The organism is Thermococcus piezophilus (genome assembly GCF_001647085.1).
GTDB classification, from domain to species: Archaea; Methanobacteriota_B; Thermococci; order Thermococcales; family Thermococcaceae; genus Thermococcus; species Thermococcus piezophilus.
Genome location: NZ_CP015520.1, coordinates 897,471 through 920,255 on the forward strand (window position 1 = coordinate 897,471; position 22,785 = coordinate 920,255).

Genomic DNA, 22,785 nt, shown 5'->3' on the forward strand with positions numbered 1-22,785 from the left:
ACCCAAGTCTGGTTAAAAAGTTAATGTAGCCAGGTCCAGCGCGGCCTCACGGCAACGGCGTCCGCCCGCCTCAGCCGCGGTGAAGAATTGGGAAAAAGGGCTTAAATGTTTTTACTCTTCCTTGGATTCCTCAGTGCTCTCTTCCTCATCCTTCTTCATATCCTCAAGCTTGGCTATGAGCTTGTCGACGATCTCCATGAATGCCTTTGCAGCCATGGTGTCCTCGTAGAGGACTATTGGGATTCCCGCGTCGCTCGCTTCCCTGGCCTTGAGGTCAATGGGTATCTTACCGAGGAAGTCAACGCCCTCCTTCTGGGCGAGCTTTTTTCCACCTCCCTCTCCGAAGAGGTCGATCTTGTTGCCGCAGTGCGGGCAGATGAGGTAGCTCATGTTCTCGACGACTGCTATGTAGGGCACTTCCATCCTCTTCATCATGTTGACGGCCTTGCCGGTGTCGAGGAGAGCAACCTCTTGGGGAGTCGTGACGATTATCGCCGCGTCGAGATGGAGGGTCTGAGTGACGGTGAGGATCTCGTCGCCGGTTCCCGGCGGAAAGTCAATTATCATAAAGTCCAGCTCGCCCCACTTGACGTCGCCGAAGAGCTGCTTTATGGCCTTCGTGACGAGGGCTCCGCGCCAGATGATCGGCTGATCCTTGGGAACGAGAAAGCCCATGCTCATAACCTTTATCGGTGTAGTCTGGCCAAGGAAGTCGTTCATTGGCGGAATCATCTCGAACCTGCCGTCTTCCATCCTCTCAGCGAGTACGTCGGCCTTCTCGACACCGAGCATCTTTGCCACGTTCGGTCCGTGTATGTCCGCGTCGAGGATTCCGACGAAGTAACCCTTCTTTGCAAGGGCAGCGGCGAGGTTGACAGCAACGGTGCTCTTCCCAACGCCTCCCTTACCGCTTAGGACGGCTATCTTGTACTTCCACTTTTTCTGCTTCTCGTTTATCCTCTGGATGAGCGGGTCAGCGCCCAATCCTGCTATGTTCAGGGTAGGGGGAGTCTTGATAGTCATTTTTAACCACCTCCGAAGTTAGGTCTGCCTAAGGGCTTAAAAGTTTTGTCATAAAGAGACCCTTATTAGGCATTTTTGTGGAATAGACAGCAGTCTGAAGTGCGGGCTGACGGAGTGACGGCCAGAGAGGGAGAAAATCACTATCCCGGCTTGGGAAGTATCAACACCGAGAACCTTTCACATGGCCTTTATCTGCTCGCGGGCTGGTCAATAGCCTCTGGCTGCTCAAAGATTGATCTTGTGGAGCGGCCGGACATTGGCCTCGATGGCAAGTCAGGCTATCTAGACATCGTCTTCAGAAAAGATAAAAACTGAAGTCAAAGCTTCACCTCATTTTAAAGCCTTCTAGAGCTGCCTTTATTTCATCAACGCTCGCTTCGTCCTCCAGCGTTGAGAGGTCGCCTAGGCTCTTGTCCGTTGAAATGGCCTTGAGGACGCGCCTCATGATCTTGCCGCTCCTTGTCTTCGGGAGCTTGTTGACGAAGAAGACCTCAGCTGGAGCCGCTATCGGGCTGAGAGTTTCTCTGACATAGCTGATCAGCTCGAGCTTGAGCCTCTCGTTGGGGATATAACCCTCTTTGAGTATGACGAAAGCAACGGGAACCTCACCTTTGACCTCGTCGGGTCTGCCTATTACGGCAGCTTCCGCCACTGCCGGATGGAGAACAAGGGCGTGCTCTATCTCAGCCGTTCCGAGTCTGTGGCCGGAGACGTTGAGCACCTCATCGGCTCTGCCGAATACCCAGAAGTAGCCATCCTCATCCTTCATTGCGTAATCGGCCGGATAGTAGATCCACACCCCCTCCTCCGGCCTGCTGAAGCGCTTCCAGTATGTCCTGATGTACCTTTCGTCATTGCCCCATATGCCTAGGAGCATTCCGGGCCAGGGCTTTTTAATGACGAGCAATCCCCTCTCATTGGGTCCAGCCTGACTTCCGTCCTGCCTGAAAACGTCCGCGTCAACCCCAAGGCCGGGGAAGGTTGTCGAGCCCGGCTTTAGCGGAGGAAGTTGTATCCCTGCAGAGGGGTATATCATGTAGCCACCGGTCTCAGTCTGCCACCAGGTGTCTATTATCGGACACCTCCTGCCGCCAACAACTTCGTAGTACCACTTCCAGGCCCTGGGGTTTATCGGCTCACCTACGGTGCCGAGGAGGCGGAGGCTTGAAAGGTCGTGCTTCTTCACCCACTCGTCCCCGTATCGCATGAGCATCCTTATGGCCGTCGGTGCTGTGTAGAATATCGTAACGCCGTGCTTCTCGATTATCTCCCACGGCCTGTCTGGTTTCGGATAGTTCAGGGCGCCCTCGTACATCATAACCGTTAATCCAAGGGTCAGAGGGCCGTAGACGAGGTAGCTGTGGCCGGTTATCCAGCCAACATCTGCGGTATTCCAGAACAGGTCGTCATTCCTAATTTTCCACGCCCATTCCATGGTCTTGGCCACGTAGACGAGGTAGCCACCGGTGGAGTGGACTATTCCCTTCGGCTTACCAGTGGTTCCGCTCGTGTAAAGTATGAATAGCGGATGATTGGACTTAACATGAACGGGCTCGACGTACTTCTCGGCGCCTTCGAGAAGGTTGTGCCAGTAGTAGTCCCTTCCCTCCACCATTTTGATACCGTTTTCGCCCCTCTTTAGGACAACAACGCTCTCCACGCTCGGCGTCTCAAGGAGTGCTTTATCGACGATCTCCTTTATGTTCAGGGCTTTTCCGCGGCGGTAGAGGTAGTCAGCCGTGATGACGACCTTGGCTTTGGCATCGTTTATCCTCGTCGCCAGAGCCTCGGCGGAAAAGCCACTGAAGACGACGCTGTGGATGGCTCCAATTCTCGCGCTCGCAAGCATGGCTATAACTACCTCAGGAATTAGTGGCATGTAGATGACTATCCTATCCCCCTTGTTAACCCCGAGGTTCTTCAGAACCGAGGCGAAGCGGTTAACTTCCCTGTAGAGCTCATAGTACGTCAGCGTTCTCGTTTCACCGGATTCGCTCTCCCAGATTATCGCGGCCCTGTTCCTTCTTCCGGCTTTTATGTGCTTATCGAGGGCGTTGTAAGAGGCGTTCAGCTCGCCGCCGACGAACCATCTGAAAAACGGTGCTTTGGAGTCGTCCAGGACTTTGTCCCATGTCTTGAACCAGTCGAGAACCTTCGCCTGCTCTGCCCAAAACTCCTCCAAGTTCTCTATCGACCCTCTGTGGAGCTCATTGAAATGCTGCATTGGAATGTACCTCTCCTGGAGAAATCCTTCTCCGACCTGCATAGGAATCACCGACTTTCTCAGAATTAAGTTGTCTTAAATTTCTTACGGTTATTGTCAAAATGATAATCGTCAATTAACGAAAAAACCGGGAACAGGATGTTCGGGATGTGGGGGGCCCGTGGGTAGGAAGATTCACTAATCCCGGTGGGGTCTGGAGTGTTTTTCAGAAAATCTGACAAACTTTTAGTTATTTGGGCCGATTGTTTAACAATAATATGTCACACGTGAGGGGAGGGCTGAAGAATAGACAACGCTATCCGGAATGTGTCAATGATATCATTTGGACAATCTCTGAGGCCTCCATATCTGCTCCACAGCTTTACTTCCCTTCAATTCAATGAGGATCAGAACGTGCACGAGGTCGAGGCTCTCTTCAACCGCGGAACTCTTACTGATATTCTCAACAGAAGATTGACAAAAGGACTTTGGTTCACCTTTGAATATGGCAAAGTGGAAAAGAAAAGTAGGGGGCTCACTCCCCCGGCTTGGGTAGAGTAACCTCAACGCCGAGGGCCTTCCACATAGTCTTGATCTGCTCGCGGAGCTGGTCGATTGCTTCTGGCTGCTTGAAGAGGTGCTTGAACCTACCCTGGAGCTTGAGATACTCCTCGATGGGCTTCTTGAACTCGATGGCAACGACCCTGCCATCCTTGCGCTTGACCTTAGCGCCCCCACCTGGAGCCTGTATCTTGATGTTCCAGATGTCGCCGTTCTCAATCTCGAAGAGCGGCCAGACACCGGTCTCAATGGCGAGCCTGGCGATCTCGACACCCTTCTCAAGCGGGCTCTTCCAGCCGGTCGGGCAGGTACACTGGACCTGGACGAATGCAGGGCCATCGACCTTGGCGGCCTTCTTCATCTTCCTGATGAAGTCGAAGGGGTTGCCTATGCTTGCTGTGGCGACGTACGGAATCTGGTGGGCTGCGGCAATAAGGGCAACCCACTTCTTGGGCTTGTCCTCACCGATGGAGTACTTGCCCGGCGGTGAAGTGGTGGTCCAGGCTCCGTATGGGGTTGAACTTGACCTCTGGATTCCAGTGTTCATGTAAGCCTCGTTGTCGTACATCAGGTAGACGACGTTGTGCCAGCGCTCAAGCATTCCTGAGAGGGCCTGCATACCGATGTCTGCCGTTCCACCATCTCCACCGATGGCGAGAATCTTACCCTTCTTGCCGAGCTTTTTCCAAGCAGCTTCAATGCCGCTGGCAACGGCAGCGGCGTTCTCGAAGGCGACGTGAATCCACGGGGCCTTCCAGGCTGTGTATGGGAAGACCGCCGAAACGACCTCCATACATCCAGTCGCGTGCGCTATCGCGAAGGCGTCCGGGTCCCCGTACTTCTCCTCCATGACCTCACTGAAGGCCTTGGTGGCGAGCCTTAAAGCAGTCGCACATCCACATCCAGCACAGGCGGCGTGACCTGGTGCCCAGTACTCGCGAGTGGTAACGGGGGGCTTTCTAACTGCCATCTTCATCACCTCACAGAATCTCCTTCCTCAGGCCGATCCAGTTGACTTCCTCAACCTTCTCCCCGTTAAGGGCTTTCTGCGCTATGGCCAGAGCCTCGTCGAGGTCCTTGAAGGTGACGTCCCTGCCTCCAAGACCGAGGATGAAGTCAACTATCTTCGGCTTCTCGCTCTCGTTTATCAGCGCCCTGCTGAAGTCCTGGAAGAGGGCTCCACCGACGCTGAAGGTTACGTTCTTTTCGAGCAGTGCGAGAACCTTTGCCTTCTTTGCGAGCTCCCTGACCTCCTCAACCGGGAACGGTCTGTAAACGGTGATCTTCGCAGCACCGACCTTGAGGCCCTTCTCCCTGAGGTGGTCAACGTACTCCTTGAGGGTTCCGGCGAGGGAGCCCATGGTGACGAAGATTATGTCGGCATCTTCGGTCCTGTACTCCTCAATCTTCTGGTACTTTCTACCAAAGCGCTTCTCGAACTCAGCGAAGGCCTCATCAATGACCTTCTTCGCGGCCTCGTTGGCTTCCCAGACGCCGTAGCGGGCCTCCATGTAGTGGGCTGGGAATCCGAGTGCACCCTGGGTTATCGGCTTGGCCGGGTCGAGGTAAGCGTGCTTTGGCACATACTCGCCGAGGAACTCGTCGACGAGCTCCTGGTCTGGAATCTCAACCGGCTCGACGGTGTGGGTCAGGATGAACGCGTCGAAGCCGACCATGGCTGGAAGGAGAACCCTCTCGTCCTCGGCAACCTTGAATGCTATCAGGATGAGGTCAAGGGCCTCTTGGTTGTTCTCGGCGTAGAACTGGAGCCAGCCGGTGTCGCGCTCGCTGATGGTGTCCTGCCAGTCGTTCCAGATGTTGATCGGGGCGCTCAGGGCTCTGTTACCAATAGCTATAACTATCGGGAGCCTCATTCCCGCGGCGATGAAGAGTATCTCGTGCATCAAGGCGAGACCTTGGGAAGCGGTTGCGGTGAAGGTCCTAACGCCTGCCGCGGAAGCACCGACGCAGGCAGAAATCGCTGAGTGCTCGCTCTCGACCTTGACGAACTCTGCGTCAAGCTCCCCATTGGCGACGAACTCACTTATCTTCTCGGGGACGAGAGTCGAGGGCGTAATTGGGAACGCCGCTATGACCTTCGGCTTGGCGAGTTTAGCCGCCCAGGCGGCAGCCTCGTTAGCCTTCATAACCTTCTTAATCGGCATCTCCACCACCTCACTTAGTTTCCCTAACCATAACTATAGCCTTGGTCGGGCACTCGTTTGCGCAGATGCCGCATCCCTTACAGTAGTCGTAGTCGAAGACAGGGTAGTTCTCCTCATCGAGATAGATGGCAGGCTCTGGGCAGTAGATGTAGCAGAGGTAGCACCTAACGCACTTGTCCCTGTTAAACTCTGGCATGAAAACTCTCCAGCTTCCGGTCTTGTTCACGACGCTACTTCCCGGGAGGTAAACAATTGCTCCCGGGGTCATCTTTTCGCTATACTCCTTCTGAACCCTCTCAATGTCGGCCTTAAACGGACTCTCGGCCATTTATATCACCTCGGGTGAGTTGTCAACTTGACACTTAAACCTTTAGGGTAAAGATGGAAAGCTCAGCCGAAGACCTCGGCGAGTTTCTTGAGCTTCTCCCACTCGTGGATCACCCACTGCTGGAGGATCTCAACGTCCTCCTTGGTCATGTATTTGAACCTGCCCTGGAGCTTGAGGAACTCCTCTATCGGCTTGGGCTCCTTCTTGGTGCTCGGCATGTTGATCTTGTACTTGCCGTTCTCGTACTCGAAGAGCGGGAAGTAAGCGGTCTGAACCGCCAGCCTGGCCAGCTCGATGCTCTTGTCGGTCGGTGAGCGCCAGCCAGTTGGACACGGCGCGAAGAGCTGGATGAAGCTTGGTCCCGGTATCTTCTGAGCCTTTTTGAGCTTCCTTATGAAGTCCTCTGGGTAGGCGACGCTGGCCGTTGCCGCATAGGGTATATCATGGGCTATGACGATGTCAATGACTTTCTTCTTGTTCCTCTTTTCCAAGAAGTGCATCTTTCCGCCTGGGGTGTTGGTGGTCCAGGCTCCGTATGGGGTTGAACTTGACCTCTGGATTCCAGTGTTCATGTAAGCCTCGTTGTCGTACATGATGTAGACCGCGTCGTGCCCCCTCTCGAGGAAGCCGCTCAACGCCTGAAGGCCTATGTCGGCCGTTCCACCGTCACCGGCCCAGCCGACAACCATTATTCCGTCCTCACCCTTGACCTTGTAGCCCTTGGCCTTCAGAGCGGCCTCGATACCGCCTATGACGGCACCAGTGGTCTCGAACGCGGTGTGGAACAGGTTGGCGTTGAGGGCGGAGTATGGCCATGGGCCGGCGATGATTGTTGAACAGCATGCGGGGATCGCGAATATTGTCTTCTTTCCGTAGGCCTTGAGGACGTACCTAAGGCCGAGTGAAGCACCACAGCCCTGGCAGGCGGTGTGGCCCGCGTAGAAGTGCTCTTCCGCGGGTATGCTCAACCTCTTCTTAACGTTCTCTGGAATCTCCATCATTCTCACCTCTTAAGGTGGTACCAGTCCACCTCTACATCCAGCTCGCCCTTCTCGATGATGGCCTTCATGTTCTCCGCTATCTTCTTGACGTCGTTCACGGTGAAGTCCCTGCCTCCGAGGCCGACTATGTAGTTCTTTATGATCGGGTGGGCATTGGTGTTGTAAAGCACACCCTTGGCCTCGTTGAAGAGTATGCCCTCCTGACCGAAGGAAAAGTTCCTGTCGAGGACGGCTATTCCCTCCACGTTCTTGGCCAGCTCGTAGAGCTCGTCCTTCGGGAACGGTCTGAACCAGCGGACCTTGGCTGCTCCGACCTTGTAGCCCTCTTCGCGGAGAACGTCAACGGCCTGCTTGACGGTTCCCATGAGTGAACCCATGCCCATGAAGACGAAGTCAGCGTCGTCAGTCCTGTAGAGCTCTATCATCTGGCGGTAGTCTCTTCCAAACATCTCGCCGAACTCCTTGCCGACTTCCTTGATGACCTTTCTAGCATCATCCATGGCCTTCTCTATCTTGTAGCGGAACTCGTAGTAGTCGTTTGGCCCTCCAAGGGAGCCGACGGCAATCGGGTTGTCGAAGTCGGTCAGGGTGTAGAGCGGTTTCCTCGGAGGAAGGAACTCATCGACGAGCTCTTGGGGAATCATCTCGACGATGTCGTAGGTGTGGCTCAGGATGAAGGCGCTCTCGACGACCATCGCTGGCAGATTAACGGTCTCGGCGACCTTAAATGCCATGAGAACACCGTCGTAAACTTCCTGGTTGTTTTCAGCATAGAACTGCATCCATCCCGTGTCGCGCTGGGCCAGGCTGTCCGTCTGGTCGTCCCAGACGCTCCACGGCGGGGCCATAGCCCTGTTGACGTCGACCATAACTATCGGCAGCCTCGCGCCGCTCGCCCAGTGGAGCATCTCATGCATCAAAGCAAGACCCTGAGCAGAGGTTGCCGTAAAGGCCCTTGCTCCAGCCGCTGAAGCTCCGATACACGCGGCCATGGCGGAGTGCTCACTCTCAACGGGCACGTACTGAAGGTTCTCAACCTCACCGTTGGATATAAACTCGGCTATCTTCTCGATGATGCTCGTCTGCGGGGTGATCGGGTAAGCCGCCACTACCTCAACGCGCGCATGCTTGGCGGCGTAAGCAGCGGCGTAATTGCCGCTCACAACCTTCCTAATCGGCTTGTACTTCATGCTCAACACCTCACTTTTCTTCTTTTTCCATGGTTATGGCCTTGGTCGGGCACTCGTTGGCGCAGATTCCACAGCCCTTACAGTAGTCGTAGTCAATGCCAACGTAGCCGTCCTCGCGGATGTATATTGCTGGCTCCGGGCAGAACTTCCAGCAGATGTAGCACTTGACACACTTATCATTGTTGACAACAGGTATGAATGTCCTCCAGTCACCAGTGAAGTTGATAAGAGTCGTTCCTAAGGTTATCGGGGCATCGGGATATTCGTCCACGGATTTGAGGACGATTTTTGTGGCCCCTTCTTTCTTTTCACCAAATAACGTGTTCAACGCGCTTCACCCCTTTGTAAGGATTATAAGGAAAGAGAATCAGAGCTCGTAAATGACAGTCTTGTTGAAGGCCTCTTCTGCAGCCTTGGCGTTCTTTTCACCAAGGGCTCCAGAGAATACGTCCTGGATGGCCTTCTGGACATGCTCAAGGCTGACAACGCCGGTGGCCTTGGCGACGGCACCGAGAATGGCGGTGTTGGTGATTGGAAGGCCGAGTATCTCAAGGGCTATGGTGGTGGCATCGACAAGGGCGAGCTTGGCGGGCTTCTTCTTGAGCTTCTCAAGAACCTCTTCCTTGCTCTTCTCGGTGTTGACGATGACGATTCCACCGTCCTTGAGACCGGCGGTGACATCGACGGTGTCAAGAAGCGACGGGTCGAGGACGACGACTATGTCCGGCTCGTAAATCTGGGTCTTTACCCTTATCGGCTTCTCGTCGATCCTGGTGAATGCTGTGACTGGGGCACCCCTCCTCTCAACTCCGAAGAAGGGGAACGCTTGGACGTATTTGCCCTCAAGGAAAGCGGCTGAAGCTAATATGTTGGCAGCGGTAACTGCACCCTGTCCACCCCTACCGTGAAAACGAATCTCTATCATCATTCCTGCCTCCTTAAATTTGTCAAAACTTATTCATCTATTGCATTTATTTAAGTTTCGGTATTGGGTTAAGCAGCCTTCGGCAGGTGTCTTTGGGTAAGAATGAACATATCAAATGTCCGATGTCCGATTTATACCTGTGGTATACACCTACAAATCGAAAAGCTTTAAACTAGGTATATAGACTATATGCTTCTATAGAGGTGGAGTACATGGATGGCCTAGCTATAGCAGCGATTGCAGTGGCGTTCTACATCGCATGGAACATAGGATCCAACGATTCAGCCAACGCCATGGGGACGGCAGTGGGTGCTGGAATACTCAGCTTCCGTCAGGCAACCCTCACCATAGCAATATTCGTCCTAATGGGTGCTTACCTGAAGGGCTACAAGGTCATGAAGACGGTAGGGAAGGGCATCGTTCCCGAAGGCTACCTCACGATGGAGATGGCGGTTATAGCACTTCTTGCCGCTGGTATTTGGGTTACCGTGGCCACCGTTAGGGGCCTTCCCGTTTCGACCACTCAGGCGATAGTTGGAGGAGTTATCGGGGTCGGTTTGGCGGTTGAAGCCCCAATAAACTGGTATACGCTCATAAAAATAGCCTCCGCCTGGGTTATTTCGCCTATACTGTCAGGAGTTCTTGCCATATTTCTCTACAAGTTCTACTCCAGGGTTATTTCGAGCATAAAGAGCGTCTCGACAATTGAAGCCCTCTATGAGGCCCTTGCGGTACTGGGCGGCTCATACATGGCCTTCAACTTCGGCACCAACGAGGTTGCCAACGCCTCCGGGCCATTGGTTGGGGCGGGCTTCATGGGGCCCAAGGTCGCGGGCATCTTTGGAGCCATAGCTCTCTCTATCGGCGCGCTCACTTTCAGCTACGCTGTCATGCATACCGTTGGGAAGAGAATAACAGCTTTAGGTCCCGTCTCGGCTTTCGCGGCTCAGTTTGGCTCTGCCATGGCGGTAAGTTTGGCCAACATCTTTGGCCTTCCAGTCAGCTCGAGCCAGTCCATCGTTGGCGGTGTCATTGGTGTTGGTCTGATAGCGGGAGAAAAGGTCGATAAGTCCGTCATAAAGGACATAGTCTTCGGCTGGGTGGCAACGCCGCTAACGGCGATATTCATCGCCCTCGGAATCTTTAAGGCTTTCTCGGTGTTCGGGCTGGTTTAATCGCCGTATCTTGACCCCCAGCCTTGTCAGCTCCTTTATCATCCCCGTCTGGATGTAGGCTTCTATTTTCGTCTCCTCGCCGTACTCAACCGACAAAACCTCACCGATAGCACTTGTCAGAGCCATTACCTGAGGGACTTTCTCAGGCTCCCTTACGGTTATCTCGAAGGCCCCGTATTTGGGCAGGGTTAGTACCACTTCTTCCAGCGCCCCGTAAAGTTCCTCTAGCTGACCGAACTTGGCCGAGATGGAAACGACACGGGAGACGTTTATCCCCCTCTCTGTGACTATCTCCATTATTCTCTCAGCCTTATCTTTAACGTCCTCCTCGCTCGTCAGGTCCCTCTTGTTGAGGACGACTACCATAGGCTTATCCAAGGTCTTAAGCTCCCTCAAGACGTTGAGCGATGCCAGGAACTTCCTCCGTATCTCCGGCCAGGGCTCGCTTACATCGAGAACGAGCAGGACTATGTCGGCCTTAACTATCTCCTCCAGCGTGGAGTGGAAGGCTTCAACGATAAACGGCGGGAGGCCATCGATGAAACCGACCGTGTCGGTAACTAGAACCCTTTTACCGCCTAGCTTAAAGCGCCTTGTGGTGGTATCGAGCGTTGTGAACATCTGGTTTCTGGCCTCTATCTCCTCCCTGGCGAGGGTATTGAGGAGAGTGCTCTTTCCGGCGTTGGTGTAGCCAGCTAGGGCAAGTAGGATGAAGCCAACCTCTTCCCTGCGCTTCCTTTTAACCTCCCGGTCGGCCTTGATCCTCTCCAGCTCCTTCCTAATCTTACCCATCCTGTAATGGATGTGTTTGAGGTACTGCTGGGTCTGGTATTCACCCATTCCCTTGAATCCCGCTCTGTCGCCGAGTTTTATGCGCCTTATTGCCTCCTTAACAAGGGGAACCTCGTACTGGAGGCTAGCCAGTTCGACCTGGAGCTTTGCTTCCTTGGAGTGGGCACGCTTTTCAAATATCTCGAGGACTAGCTGCCATTTGTCTATTATCTCGACCCTCAGCTCCTTCCAGAGGTTGTAGGCTTGACTTGGCGTGAGCTTGTTGGCGAAGATGACCTTATCCGGCCAAAGCTCCCTCACGAGCTCTTTGAGCTCCTCAAGTTTGCCCTTTCCTATGTTGTACTTCGGGTGCTCCTCGCGGTTCTGCTCGAGAATCGCCACTACCTCATAACCAGCGCTTCTCAACAGCTCTTCAAACTCCTCCCTACGTATCCTCTCACGCCTGGATTTCCTGATGACTCCTATAGCTTTCATCGTCCCCGACTAAGCTTCTTCCTTTATATCCTTTTGGAGAGGGTAGTTCTCAACCCAAATTTTGGGATATGCATTTAAACTTAGAATGCAATTTTATATGGTGGTTCCTATGGATTGTGAGGATGTTCAGATTAAGCTGAAAGAAATAGAGGAGCTCCTTGACAAGCTTGGTAAGGAGCACCCGAAAGAGATTTCTGCATTCTCTAGGTTTCTCCGCGAGGTCGTCGACAACAAGGCCCTGACCACGAGAGAGAAGGAGCTCATAGCTCTTGCCCTGGGGATAGCCCAGGGCTGTGAGTGGTGTATCTACCTTCACACCCAGAAGGCCCTCGAAGCGGGCGCTAAGAAAGAGGAGCTCATCGAGGCCGGTCTCGTCGCCGTTCTCATGGCCGGCGGTCCAGCGCTTATGCACCTTATACCGCTCATGAAGGCCATAGATGCCTTCGAAAAAGAGCATGGAAAGGAGTGACTTCCCTTTCTACTTTTTATTTAGTAAAAGGAAAAATTCTCAGCCCTCAGTGAGCTTGAGGATTGCCTCTGCGAGATCGCCTTCAGCTTCCTCGAGGGCCTTCTTTGCTGTCTCATAGTCGACGCCTGCCTGCTCCATAACGAGCTTGATGTCGTCCTCGGAGATACTGATTATCGGCTTGACCTCCTCGGGGCCGATTATCTGGTAGCTCTTCTCACCCTGGGCGGTTATAACCGTCACGACGGGCTCTTTGATGACTATCTCCTTGTTCTCGAGCCTGATTATGACCTCCTTGACTCCCTCAAGCTCCTCCATCCTGATGCCCATCTGGCGCATGAGCTTCTTCATCTGCCTCGGGTTCATTCCACCCATCGGAAACATCTCTATCACCATCGGAGGTTTTGTGATTGTTAAATATTAACTTTCCCCTAAGAGTTTGAGTAGTTTTTCTTCATTGTTCCCTTCTCCACCAAAGGCCATCTTAAGGAGAGGCGGCGTCACAAGCGTACTCAGGAATATCATCAGCACGATGACCACGTAGGTATCTTCATCGACTATGCCAGCGTTCATGGCTATAGCGAGCATCGCGAGCTCAACGCCCATTCTTGGTATCATGCCTATTCTGATCCTGAGCGACTGTTTGCGGTTAAGTCCAGCTAGGAGAGCTTCGAGGCCGCATCCTATCACCTTGCTGGCTATCGCTCCAAGGCTGAAGACCAATGAGAAGACCCCTACCTCAGAAACGCTCCTAAGCGGATGCTCATGCCAACGTCAACGAAGAATAACGGGATGAACATAGAGTGGTCTAGGATCCTTGTGTGCTCAAATATCGGCTTTCTGAATTTGGTCTCGCTTAAACTAAGACCGAAGGGGTAGGCTCCAAGGATAGAGGCTAGATTCATGTGTTCCGCTAGATAGGCAAAAGCGAAGAGGGCCGCCATCGATAGGGTTATTGTCGAGTCGGCAAAGCCGAGATGGACGACCTTTCTCAGCAGTCTATCTATCGCAGGCGGGATGAGGTAGACCGTGACCAGTATGAAGATGATGACCTTGGCAAAGATGAGTTCTATTCCAATTGGATTAATGCCTCCATGGACAAGCATCGAAATGACAATGCTCAGGATGACTATTCCGAGGATATAATCAACTATGGCAGCCGTCAGTATGGTGTTGCCCTCAACAGTCTTGAGCGCGTCGAGCTCCATGGGAACCATGACCGTTAGGCTCACGCATCATTGAAATATCCTCCACCTCTGTGGTCGGGGGAAGAACATGCCGAGCATTATGCCGCCGATGATCTGGCATAGGACGACGGGTTGCCCGAGCGAATACTCTTAGAAGCCTCACGATACTTTGAGCGGAAAACATTCCTAGGACATTCTTTTTCTTATCAACAGCTGGGAACTGCTTGATACAGGTTTCGAGCATCATTTCGAGGGCATGGCTGAGGCTGTCGTTATGACTGAGGGTTATCTATCTGGGGTTCATTATGTCTTTCACGGGTCTGTCCCAGTCGGAGTGTGCCTCCTTGATCGCGTCAAGTCCCACGAGAATGTAGTCGGAGGGGGGAATTATGAGGTTGATTATCTCGTCGATCGAAATGAATCCGCGGAGCTTTCCATCGTCATCGGTGACGACGGTGCAGGTTTGATGCTCGAGCTTCTTTATGAGCTCCTCTATTTTATCATCGGGAGAGAGCCTGAGGAAGTTCTTCTCCATTACGAGCCTTATGGGCATCTTTGACAGCTTGAGGATATTAAGCTTTGGCCTCTCCTTTGGTGGTCTATCTCTTGACAATTTTTCACTCCCTGGAAAAAGAAGGAGTGGAGAATTACCTTTCCGCGGGGAACTTCGACGTCTCCTCGTTCGCCTTCATAATCTTTGCCTTGTACTCCTCGTATTTCTTCTTGGTCTCTTTGGCTTTCTCCTTCTCACCCAAGTATTCGTAGGCCTCGGCGACGTGCTTCCACCACATTGGGTCTTCTTCGGCCTCCTTGAGGCAGTACTCGAGGAACTTCTTGTAGGCTTCCCTGGCGAGCTCCTCCTTTCCGAGCTTTCTCGCTATGTTGCCAACGTCCTCCCAGAAGACGCCCTCCTCCTCGGCTTCCTTGGTGTAGTACTCCAGTGCCTTCTCCCATGCCTCCCTAGCTTTCTCCTCGTTGCCCAGCTCCTCGTAGAGCTTAGCGACATCTTCCCAGAACCAGGGCTCCTCCTTGGCGTACTTCTCAAGGGCCTTAGCTGCCCTGTTCATGTTTCCAGCCTTCTTCCAGTACTCGTGGGCCTCCCTGAGGTAGTAGGTGTCCTTCTCCCTCTCGTACAGGGTCTCGTATATCTCGGCCGCTTTCTCGTACTTCTCGGCCTTCTCGTAGGCCCAGGCTGCGCTCTCCATCCAGCCGAGCTTCTCATACATCTCAGCGGCCTTCAGGTAGTTGCCGGCCTTCTCGTACTTTCTGGCGGCGGCCTTGTACTTGCCCATCCTTTCGAGCTTCTCAGCCGAACGGAAGCGGTCGGCCAGGCCCAGATCGGGCTCGCTGATGTACCATATGCCGAAGGCAAGAATTGCAACGAAGAATACTATTATCCAACCAACGGGGTAAAGATGCTGCCAATCGGTGCGACTCCAAGTGGCACTTAAGTAGAGACCATAGCTGCTGATGATAGTGAAAATCGCCAGTATCCCTCCGTACTTCCAGCTCTCGGCGTAGAGCGTCAGCACTGTGAAGAAGAGCAGCATCAGCGTGACGCTGAGGAATCCAAGGGCTAGAACCACCTGGAGTAGCAGCTTCCAGCCACCATACCAGACTATGCCAGCGGCTATCATTATGACAGCAATTAAGAATCCTATCAGATAAGCTTTGAGCTTGTCCATTCTTCCACCCCCTCAAGCTTCAGCAGGCAGATCTTGTACTCGAGCTTTGGCGTGTAATAGCCGAGCCCACCTTGGGCCACGACTCTGTGACAGGGAACGACTATGGGGTAGGGGTTCCTCTTCATGGCCCCTCCGATGGCTCTCGGTGAAGTTCCAAGGGTCTTTGCCAGCTCTCCATACATTACAACTCTTCCTCTTTTAACCCTTTTTGTTAGCCATTCGTACACCTGACGCTCAAAATCAGTTATCCCGTGGAAGCTCAGCTCGCCGAGGAGTTCGTCGTTGTCTCTTCTCCCGACCAGGACATCGTGAACCAGCTTGGGGTAAACGGATTCTTTTGGGACCAACTCAACTTCGACGCCCCTCCTCTCGAGGAAAGACCTCAGACTGGCTATTCTCTCCTTGAGGTAGTCCCTTCCGTCCAGGGAGAAGGTTATTCCATGAATCCTCTCCCCGAAGAGAACCCCTATCCAAACCTCCCTCCCGGCGATGGTAAAGCGCTCAACACTCAGCATCTTTGCACTCCTCCAGCCTTAAGATTGCTTTCCTTAGGGGCCCGATTAGCGTGTGAACTTCTCTTCCATAAAGAAAGGCCCTGCCTACAAAGCGCCTGAAAACTTTGACAAAAACTTCTTTTCTCTCCTCATCCTTTGGATAGTCCAGGACATCGAGGAGCCTTTTCCACGTATCCACAAGGACTTCTTTCTCCTCCCGAGTTGCTGGCTCCAGCGATGGATGAACAGCTTCTCTCTTTGTCTTGCTCAGCTCGTAGAGGATAACCGCGGCCGCTTGGCTGAGGTTCATGGTTGGATAAGCTTCGCTCGTCGGTATCGTGAGAGTTAAGTCCATCCTTTCAAGCTCTTCGTTTTTCAGTCCTATGCTCTCGCGCCCGAAGAAGATGCCAACCCTGCCTGGATAGCCTTTGAGCGCTTCTCTCAGCTCCCAGGGCGTGATGGGTGCCCTTTCGGGGATGTACCGTCTTCCGGACTTTGCCGTCGTTCCAATTGCCAAATCAACGAGCCCCAACGCTTCCTCGAACGTCTCCACGATTTCGGCTCTCTCCAGAACGTCTCTCGCGTGAACCGCGTAGGCGTAGCTCTCCTTGGTGATGTTGGGATTAACCAGAACCAGCTCGGTAAAGCCGAAGTTCTTCATCACCCTTGCAACCATGCCAATGTTGGCCGGGCCCTCAGGTTCCACTAAAACGATCTTCATCGGTAAGGCTTTAAGGAAAAGGTTTTAAACGGTTGTGGTGGTGGGATGAAGATTTATGTGCTCGGTGCGGGCTCGATAGGCTCGCTCTTTGGGGCGCTTTTGTCAAGAGCAGGGAACGACGTTACGCTTATCGGCCGCGAGAATCAGGTAAGAGCGGTAAGAGAGAACGGACTCCGGGTTGTTGGGATAGAAGAATTCGTTGTTCATCCAAAGGCAAGTATCTACGCTCCAGAGGAGCCACCTGATCTGCTCATACTTGCCACGAAGTCCTACTCAACCAAGACTGCCTTGGAGTGCGCTAAAAGATGCATCGGTCCGGAAACGTGGATACTCAGCATTCAAAACGGGCTGGGGAACGAGGAACTGGCACTGAAGTTCACTCCAAATGTTCTGGGGGGGATAACCACCAACGGGGCGATGCTCGTTGAGGGGGGCGTTTTGAAATGGACAGGTAAGGGTGTTACAGTCATCGGAAAGTATCTCACGGGAAGCCATCCGTTCGTAGATGAGATCGCAAAAACTTTCAACGAGGCGGGGCTGGAAACTTACACAACTGAGAATGTCGTTGGGTGGAAGTGGGCCAAGGTCATTGTTAATTCAGTCATAAACGGCCTCGGAACGATTCTAGAGGTTAAGAACGGCTTCTTGAAGGACGACCCGTACCTTGAGAGTATCTCGATAGACATCGCCCGTGAGGGCTGCATGGTGGCCCAGCAGCTCGGGATAGAGTTTGAAGTCCATCCCCTGGAACTCCTCTGGGACACGATAGAAAAGACAAGAGAGAACTATAATTCGACCCTTCAGGACATCTGGCGCGGGAAGAAGACAGAGGTTGACTACATCCACGGGAAAATCGTGGAATACGCTAAAACGGTGGGTCTCGAGGCACCGAGGAACGAGCTTCTCTGGGCGCTTATCAAGGCCAAGGAAGGGCAAAGTAGATAAACCTCTCGGGTGAATTAATCTTGGGGGAGAGAGAATGCCAATATTCGGTGGTAAGGAAAGCAATGTTTTTGAGGCCATTGAGACGCATCTTGAGGCTGTTAATGAGTCCCTTGTTGCCTTTAGGGAGCTCATAGCCGCTTATCTGTCAGGGGATTTTGAAAGGGCGAAGGCCTTCGAGAAGGAAGTAGACCAGCTCGAGAGTAAAGCAGACAGGCTCAGGAGAAGCATAGAAACAATGCTCTACGAGGGAGCTTTTCTGCCCACCAACAGGGGTGACTATGTCAGGCTTTCTGAGCTGATCGACCAGGTGGCTGATACAGCCGAGAGCGCCGCTCACACCCTCATTCTGGCCAAGCCGAAGGTTCCGCTTGAACTTGAAGGTGAGCTTATGGAACTCGTTGATTCAGCGCTTGAAACGTACAGCATTCTTGTGGATGCTGTGAAGGCCCTCAACGTTGACGTCGACAGGGCCATAGAACTTGCGAAGGTTGTTGAGGATGCCGAGGAGAAGGCCGACGATGTTGAGTACGACGTCAAAGGCAAAATTTTTGAGAGCGAGACCATCACGACGTACGCCAAGATAATATGGAATCAAATCCTGACCAAAATCGGCGACATAGCCGACCGCGCTGAGGACGCCTCCGATCAGGTCATGCTCATGGCAATAAAAAGGAGGGGATGAATGTGGTCAAGGTTTTGGTTGCCGCACCGCTGCACGAGAAGGCAATAGAGGTTTTGAAGAACGCCGGTTTTGAGGTAGTTTATGAAGAGTATCCCAACGAGGAGATGCTCATAGAGCTCGTTGGGGACGTCGAGGCGATAATCGTCAGGAGCAAACCGAAAGTCACCAGGAAGGTCATTGAGGCCGCCCCTAAGCTCAAGGTCATTGGAAGGGCAGGAGTCGGCCTCGACAACATAGATATTGAGGCCGCGAAGGAGAAGGGCATAAAGGTCGTCAACAGCCCGGCCGCCTCGAGCAGGAGCGTCGCCGAGCTGACGATAGCTCTCATTTTCGCGGTCGCAAGGAAGATAGCCTTCGCCGACAGGAAGATGCGCGAGGGAGTCTGGGCGAAGAAGCAGAGCATGGGCATCGAGCTTGAGGGCAAGACCATAGGCATAGTCGGCTTCGGCAGAATAGGCTACAACGTGGCTAAGATAGCAAAGGCTCTCGGCATGAACGTCCTCCTCTACGACCCATACCCGAATGAGGAGAGGGCCAAAGAAGTCGGAGGAAAGTTCGTCAGCCTGGAGGAGCTTCTCAAGGAGAGCGATGTTATTACCATCCACGTCCCGCTCATCGATGCCACCTACCACCTCATAAACGAGGAACGCTTGAAGCTCATGAAGCCAACCGCCATCCTCATCAACGCGGCCAGGGGAGCCGTTATAGACACCGATGCTCTCGTCAAGGCTCTGCAGGAGGGCTGGATAGCTGGAGCTGGCTTGGACGTCTTCGAGGAGGAGCCCCTGCCGAAGGACCACCCGCTGACTAAGCTCGATAACGTCGTTCTAACGCCCCACATAGGCGCTTCAACGGTCGAGGCCCAGATGAGGGCGGGCGTCCAGGTGGCGGAGCAGATAGTTGAGATTCTGAAGGGCTAAGCTCTTTACCTTTTCTCTATTAACTTTTTAAACTAAAGGTGGTATTCTTTACAGGTGGTTGGTAATTGATTGACGCCATTGTAGAAGCCATCAGACTTGCCGTCACGGTATTCCAGAGGACACCGTTCTGGCAATTAGGCGGGCCTACTGGCTTGAGGAAAATCCAGTAGCCGGGTTCAACCTCGAGAATATCCTCGGGGCGATAGAAATTGGCAGGAGGAGGGCATTCCCGTCTGTCAGGACACAGGGACCCTGACCTTTTTCATTGAAGCCAGGTAAGAAGCCCTTTTCTCGGCGAAGTTGAGGCCTGGATCATCGAGGCAACTAAAAGGTCAACGAAGGATATACCGTTGAGGCCGAACGCCGTTGATTTGCTCACTAACCAAAACTCAGGCGACAATACTGGCCGCTTCGTGCAGGTAATCCACTGGGAGCGGGTTGAAGGTGACTCGCTAAGGATAGCCTTTCTTCCCAAGGGTGGTGGAAGTGAGAACTGCTCTGGCTATGTTAACTCCTTCACGTGGCCTGGAGGGTCTTAAAGAGTTCCTCCTTTGGCACGTCAGCTCCTGAGGTAGCAAACCTTGTTCCCCTGTTGTGCTTGGAATCGGAATAGGGGGAAGCGCCGAGACGGCCTTAACCCTCGCCAAAAAGCCCTTCTCAGGCCGGTAGGTGAGAGGCACTCCGACGGTAGAATAGCCAAGCTCGAGGAGGAACTTTTGGAAGATATAACCGCCCTTGGAATCGGCCCGATGGGGATGGGCGGTAGGACCACAGCCTTAGACGTCAAAATCGAGTATGCCCACAGACATCCTGCTTCCTTTCCGGCTGGCATTGTCGTCCAGTGTTGGGCCAACAGGAGGGAGTTTCTTGAGGTGAGCGCCGATGGGAGCGTTAGAGTCTGGCAGTAAGCTGAGAACGCCCCTTAGCAAGGAAAAGGTTTTGGGCCTTCGGGCTGGGGATGCAGTCTACCTCTCCGGCATCATCTACACCGCTCGTGACTTGCCCATAAACGAATTTTGAAGCTCGCGGATAGGGGAGAGCTGCCTATTGACATCAAAGGAGCCGTCATCTACCACTGCGGCCCCGTCGTCAAAAGGATTGGGAATGGATACGAGATAATCTCAGCGGGCCCAACGACGAGCGCAAGAATGAACGCCTACCTCGACGGGATTCTGGGCCTTGGGGTGAGGGGAATACTATGCAAGGGGGTATGGACGTCGAGCCCTTTAAGTGCAAGGCCGTCTACTTCGCCTTCACGGGCGGTGCTGGAGCCCTGGCCGCTAAAAGCATCAAACGGGTCATTGATGTCCTTTGGCTCGACGAGTTCGGCGTTTCAGAGGCCGTCTGGGTTCTTGGGGTGGAGGACTTTCCCCTGCTGGTAGCTATAGACGTCATGGCAACTCTCCCTACAGCTGAGCCCACCTTTCTCTTTCCGCGTTCAGCGGACTATCATGCCCGCGTAGAACTCCCTGAGCTTCCTTATGTGCTCCTCGACCCACCCTCCGCTCACCTTCTTCCGAGCGGTGCCCTCTTTCCTAGCCTCCTCCGCGACGGCCTTCGCCACCTTTGCGTGGACGTCTGGGTTGAGGGGGGGATGGCATTATCAATTCCTCACTGGGCTCTTCAACAATGGAAGCCATTGCTCCCGAGGCGGCTATTACCATTCTATTGGTTATAGTCTTCGCCCTGACATCGAGTGCACCCCGGAATATGCCTGGGAATCCGAGGAGGTTGTTGATCTGGTTTGGATAGTCGTTCCTTCCGGTTGCCACTATTCTCGCACTGGCCTTCTTTGCCTCTTCTGGGAGTATCTCGGGCGTTGGATTGGCCAGGGGGAATACTATCGCGTTGTCGGTCATCCCGGCTATCCACTCGGGCTTTATGACACCGGGTCCAGGCTTTGTGAACGATATAAGCACGTCTGCTCCGGTGAGGGCCTTCTCTTGGCCGTCCTCGATGCCCTCGCCGTTGGTCTTCTCCAGGAGCCAACCCCTGTGGGGGAACAGCTCTTCCAGCGGTAAATCGGGGGTCAGAACCCTCGGCTTCTTACCTACCAGCTCGACGACCCTGACGTTCCCTGGCTTCATCCCTGCTGAAGTGAGTATCCTCAGTGTGGCGAAGCCAGCTGCACCGGCGCCGAAGAGCGCTATCGTGACTTCCTCCAGCTTCTTCCCAACTACCTGGGGGGCGTTCATCAGCCCGGCGAGAACCACGGGGGACGTCCCCTGTTGGTCGTTGTGGAACACGGGTATATCCAGCTCCTCCCTCAGGCGCTCCAGGATGTAGAAGCACTTAGGCGAGGCTATGTCCTCGAGGTTTATTCCCCCGAAAGAGGGCGAGATAGTTTTGACAACCTCGATGAATATCTTTGGGGTCATTCCCGGCCAGCATTATTGGGAAGGCATCGGCGCCGCCAAAGACCTTGAAAAGAAGCGCTTTGCCCTCCATCACGTGCAGACCAGCGAGCGGACCGACGTCACCGAGCCGAGCACGCGCGAGCCGTCGCTCACAACGGCCACGGTGTTTCCCCTGTTGGTGTATTCATAGACTTCATCTGGGTTCTCGGCTATTCTGAGTGACACCTCGGCAATGCCCGGTGTGTAGGCCAGGCTCAGGGTTTCCTTCGTGAGTTCGACCTTGGGAATGACCTCTATCTTCCCGTTGCTCGGGAAGTTGTTCCTGTGGAATTCGAGGGGGTTCATGCTTTTACCGACGTCCTTTGGCATGTAAAAGTTAAAAGGGCTTCGATATGTCCATATCTTTACCTTTCTTGTGTTCATTATAATCTCTTCCAAGCTGGCAAACTTTGTAGAACCTTTATCAAACTTCGCGGAGTCTTTTGGAAAGGCTCGCGAAAAGCGGAGAGGGCGAAGGCATTTTTAATGTGTATTCACTTGTCGAGTGCTCTTTGAGAAGGATTCCAACCAAAGAGGCAATTCAACACTGAGTTCAAACATTTTTAGACGCCCGAAGGGCGTCGACTGAGAAGAACTCTACTTTAGGACAGGAATCTACTGCAAGATACAGTTTTGCCATTCTATTAAATGCGACTTTAACATCTGCCCGTTAGAACAGTCAGAAACTTTTGATGAAACTTGCGCCAGCAAAGTTGTGGTGGACCGGGCGGGATTTGAACCCGCGGCCTCCGCCTTGCGAGGGCGGCGCTCGTACCAGGCTGAGCTACCGGCCCACTCCAGGTTATAGTGAACCTGGCAAGGGTTTAAAAATTTTTGGTAGTGGTTAAAAAAAGAAGCAAGGAAGGTACTGGATTAAAATTTCATGTTCCCAGTATTAAATTTACTGATCTACATTCTTTTCTGTATTTTGTGACCACTCTTGTTTCTATCTTTTTAAGGGGATTGATGTCATAATCCACACTGTACCTGCTTTTCCAGTCTGTTGAATAACTTAATCCACTGCTTTTGAATCTGAATTCCACACTTTGTCCTGGTCCTGTGTATTTAGAGTCACTAGTTGAGTATGCTAAACTATCAGAATTGGAATAATCTAGCGTAACTGTAAATGTGCCTCCTTGCGAGTCTGCATTTTCAATTTTGACTGTGCATTCTATTTCCCAATCCAGAATGCTGGTCCCATAGCAAGAAGCGTCCACAACTTTGTAGTTAACTGGTACTTCATACTTTTCTATGGTCTGATATGGGACTTCTTCACACGCTTGGAATACTGGCAAAAAAGTATAACTAAAATCACAACCGCGGCGATAACTCCGAGCATTTTTCTCCACAAGTTTTTACCTCTCCAACGTATTATGAGTTAACATAGTATTAACTGTATTAGTTGGATTTAAACTATATAACTCTTTCGTATAATTGTTGATATACTAGTGG

At 53.0% G+C, this 22,785-nt stretch carries 25 protein-coding genes, 1 tRNA gene and 3 pseudogenes; 8 read left to right on the forward strand and 21 right to left on the reverse strand.

The window, feature by feature from the left end; translation table 11 throughout:
* Positions 1–111: 111 nt before the first annotated feature.
* Positions 112–1,023 (reverse strand): Mrp/NBP35 family ATP-binding protein, encoded by a 912-nt coding sequence (locus A7C91_RS04860; RefSeq protein ID WP_068665402.1) that lies wholly within the window; start codon positions 1,021–1,023, stop codon positions 112–114.
* 114 nt (positions 1,024–1,137) lie between these two features.
* On the opposite strand from A7C91_RS04860, the gene A7C91_RS04865 reads away from it, so the two are divergent.
* Complete coding sequence (locus tag A7C91_RS04865) at positions 1,138–1,338, forward strand: hypothetical protein (RefSeq protein WP_068665404.1); 201 nt, start codon at positions 1,138–1,140, stop codon at positions 1,336–1,338.
* Positions 1,339–1,348: 10 nt separating this feature from the next.
* Here A7C91_RS04865 and acs read toward each other — a convergent pair whose 3' ends face one another.
* The 8 genes from acs to A7C91_RS04910 all read right to left on the reverse strand — a co-directional run bounded on the left by acs (position 1,349) and on the right by A7C91_RS04910 (position 9,396).
* Positions 1,349–3,289, reverse strand: coding sequence for an acetate--CoA ligase (gene acs, locus A7C91_RS04870; RefSeq protein WP_068665406.1), 1,941 nt, complete (start codon positions 3,287–3,289; stop codon positions 1,349–1,351).
* A gap of 472 nt (positions 3,290–3,761) precedes the next feature.
* Entirely contained in the window at positions 3,762–4,757 is a 996-nt protein-coding gene (gene porB / locus A7C91_RS04880; protein WP_068665410.1) for a pyruvate synthase subunit PorB, read from the reverse strand.
* A 10-nt stretch (positions 4,758–4,767) separates the two neighbouring features.
* Positions 4,768–5,952, reverse strand: a complete 1,185-nt coding sequence (porA, locus tag A7C91_RS04885) for a pyruvate synthase subunit PorA (protein WP_068665412.1) — start codon at positions 5,950–5,952, stop codon at positions 4,768–4,770.
* 10 nt (positions 5,953–5,962) lie between these two features.
* Entirely contained in the window at positions 5,963–6,280 is a 318-nt protein-coding gene (porD, locus tag A7C91_RS04890) for a pyruvate synthase subunit PorD (protein ID WP_068665414.1), read from the reverse strand.
* Between the two features lie 62 nt (positions 6,281–6,342).
* On the reverse strand, positions 6,343–7,278 hold the full coding sequence (locus A7C91_RS04895; protein ID WP_068665416.1) for a 3-methyl-2-oxobutanoate dehydrogenase subunit beta: 936 nt from the start codon (positions 7,276–7,278) through the stop codon (positions 6,343–6,345).
* Between the two features lie 5 nt (positions 7,279–7,283).
* Positions 7,284–8,471, reverse strand: a complete 1,188-nt coding sequence (gene porA / locus A7C91_RS04900) for a pyruvate ferredoxin oxidoreductase (RefSeq protein WP_068665418.1) — start codon at positions 8,469–8,471, stop codon at positions 7,284–7,286.
* A 10-nt stretch (positions 8,472–8,481) separates the two neighbouring features.
* Positions 8,482–8,799, reverse strand: a complete 318-nt coding sequence (locus A7C91_RS04905; RefSeq protein ID WP_068665420.1) for a 3-methyl-2-oxobutanoate dehydrogenase subunit delta — start codon at positions 8,797–8,799, stop codon at positions 8,482–8,484.
* 39 nt (positions 8,800–8,838) lie between these two features.
* Positions 8,839–9,396 (reverse strand): pyruvate/ketoisovalerate ferredoxin oxidoreductase subunit gamma, encoded by a 558-nt coding sequence (locus A7C91_RS04910; protein WP_068667400.1) that lies wholly within the window; start codon positions 9,394–9,396, stop codon positions 8,839–8,841.
* A gap of 212 nt (positions 9,397–9,608) precedes the next feature.
* Here A7C91_RS04910 and A7C91_RS04915 point away from each other — a divergent pair, with 212 nt between their 5' ends.
* On the forward strand, positions 9,609–10,571 hold the full coding sequence (locus tag A7C91_RS04915; RefSeq protein ID WP_068665422.1) for an inorganic phosphate transporter: 963 nt from the start codon (positions 9,609–9,611) through the stop codon (positions 10,569–10,571).
* Here A7C91_RS04915 and hflX read toward each other — a convergent pair.
* Positions 10,509–11,837: a GTPase HflX gene (gene hflX, locus A7C91_RS04920; protein ID WP_068665425.1), complete on the reverse strand. Its 1,329-nt coding sequence runs from the start codon at positions 11,835–11,837 to the stop codon at positions 10,509–10,511. The two genes, A7C91_RS04915 and hflX, sit on opposite strands and share 63 nt — an antisense overlap.
* Positions 11,838–11,946: 109 nt before the next feature.
* On the opposite strand from hflX, the gene A7C91_RS04925 reads away from it, so the two are divergent.
* Positions 11,947–12,306: a carboxymuconolactone decarboxylase family protein gene (locus tag A7C91_RS04925; RefSeq protein WP_068665427.1), complete on the forward strand. Its 360-nt coding sequence runs from the start codon at positions 11,947–11,949 to the stop codon at positions 12,304–12,306.
* Between the two features lie 39 nt (positions 12,307–12,345).
* Here A7C91_RS04925 and A7C91_RS04930 read toward each other — a convergent pair whose 3' ends face one another.
* From A7C91_RS04930 to A7C91_RS04960, 8 genes are read right to left on the reverse strand one after another with little or no spacing between them, the layout of a single operon-like run.
* On the reverse strand, positions 12,346–12,678 hold the full coding sequence (locus tag A7C91_RS04930) for a nascent polypeptide-associated complex protein (protein ID WP_199920128.1): 333 nt from the start codon (positions 12,676–12,678) through the stop codon (positions 12,346–12,348).
* A 45-nt stretch (positions 12,679–12,723) separates the two neighbouring features.
* Positions 12,724–13,026 carry a cation:proton antiporter domain-containing protein gene (locus tag A7C91_RS12145; RefSeq protein WP_068665431.1) on the reverse strand — a complete coding sequence of 101 codons (303 nt, stop codon included), beginning with the start codon at positions 13,024–13,026 and terminating at the stop codon, positions 12,724–12,726.
* Positions 13,027–13,037: 11 nt separating this feature from the next.
* Positions 13,038–13,520, reverse strand: a complete 483-nt coding sequence (locus tag A7C91_RS12150) for a cation:proton antiporter domain-containing protein (RefSeq protein ID WP_068665433.1) — start codon at positions 13,518–13,520, stop codon at positions 13,038–13,040.
* On the reverse strand, positions 13,483–13,779 hold the full coding sequence (locus A7C91_RS12335; RefSeq protein WP_324609533.1) for a CBS domain-containing protein: 297 nt from the start codon (positions 13,777–13,779) through the stop codon (positions 13,483–13,485). Before A7C91_RS12335 ends, A7C91_RS12150 begins: the two co-directional genes overlap by 38 nt.
* Complete coding sequence (locus tag A7C91_RS11710) at positions 13,780–14,103, reverse strand: CBS domain-containing protein (RefSeq protein ID WP_234394477.1); 324 nt, start codon at positions 14,101–14,103, stop codon at positions 13,780–13,782.
* A gap of 34 nt (positions 14,104–14,137) precedes the next feature.
* Complete coding sequence (locus A7C91_RS04950) at positions 14,138–15,175, reverse strand: tetratricopeptide repeat protein (RefSeq protein ID WP_068665435.1); 1,038 nt, start codon at positions 15,173–15,175, stop codon at positions 14,138–14,140.
* Positions 15,151–15,690, reverse strand: coding sequence for a methylated-DNA--protein-cysteine methyltransferase (gene otg, locus A7C91_RS04955; protein ID WP_068665437.1), 540 nt, complete (start codon positions 15,688–15,690; stop codon positions 15,151–15,153). The genes A7C91_RS04950 and otg overlap by 25 nt, the downstream gene beginning before the upstream one ends.
* A complete protein-coding gene (locus A7C91_RS04960) occupies positions 15,677–16,390 on the reverse strand; it encodes an RNA methyltransferase (RefSeq protein WP_068665440.1) in 714 nt (237 codons plus the stop codon). The genes otg and A7C91_RS04960 overlap by 14 nt, the downstream gene beginning before the upstream one ends.
* A gap of 45 nt (positions 16,391–16,435) precedes the next feature.
* Here A7C91_RS04960 and A7C91_RS04965 point away from each other — a divergent pair, with 45 nt between their 5' ends.
* The 5 genes and pseudogenes from A7C91_RS04965 (at position 16,436) to A7C91_RS04985 (ending at position 20,353) form a co-directional block, all read left to right on the forward strand.
* Positions 16,436–17,335 carry a 2-dehydropantoate 2-reductase gene (locus A7C91_RS04965; RefSeq protein ID WP_068665442.1) on the forward strand — a complete coding sequence of 300 codons (900 nt, stop codon included), beginning with the start codon at positions 16,436–16,438 and terminating at the stop codon, positions 17,333–17,335.
* A gap of 34 nt (positions 17,336–17,369) precedes the next feature.
* Complete coding sequence (locus A7C91_RS04970) at positions 17,370–18,017, forward strand: TIGR00153 family protein (RefSeq protein ID WP_068665444.1); 648 nt, start codon at positions 17,370–17,372, stop codon at positions 18,015–18,017.
* Positions 18,014–18,937 carry a hydroxyacid dehydrogenase gene (locus tag A7C91_RS04975; RefSeq protein WP_068665446.1) on the forward strand — a complete coding sequence of 308 codons (924 nt, stop codon included), beginning with the start codon at positions 18,014–18,016 and terminating at the stop codon, positions 18,935–18,937. The genes A7C91_RS04970 and A7C91_RS04975 overlap by 4 nt, the downstream gene beginning before the upstream one ends.
* 65 nt (positions 18,938–19,002) lie before the next feature.
* A pseudogene (locus A7C91_RS04980) lies at positions 19,003–19,845 on the forward strand (fumarate hydratase).
* Positions 19,820–20,353, forward strand: a pseudogene (locus tag A7C91_RS04985) (FumA C-terminus/TtdB family hydratase beta subunit). Before A7C91_RS04980 ends, A7C91_RS04985 begins: the two co-directional pseudogenes overlap by 26 nt.
* Here the strand turns inward: A7C91_RS04985 and A7C91_RS04990 are convergent.
* The 3 genes and pseudogenes from A7C91_RS04990 to A7C91_RS11115 all read right to left on the reverse strand — a co-directional run bounded on the left by A7C91_RS04990 (position 20,344) and on the right by A7C91_RS11115 (position 22,682).
* A pseudogene (locus A7C91_RS04990) lies at positions 20,344–21,639 on the reverse strand (NAD(P)-dependent malic enzyme). The pseudogenes A7C91_RS04985 and A7C91_RS04990 overlap by 10 nt on opposite strands.
* A gap of 410 nt (positions 21,640–22,049) precedes the next feature.
* Positions 22,050–22,127 (reverse strand) — tRNA-Ala (locus A7C91_RS04995).
* 87 nt (positions 22,128–22,214) lie between these two features.
* On the reverse strand, positions 22,215–22,682 hold the full coding sequence (locus tag A7C91_RS11115; RefSeq protein ID WP_199920117.1) for a hypothetical protein: 468 nt from the start codon (positions 22,680–22,682) through the stop codon (positions 22,215–22,217).
* Positions 22,683–22,785: the final 103 nt, after the last annotated feature.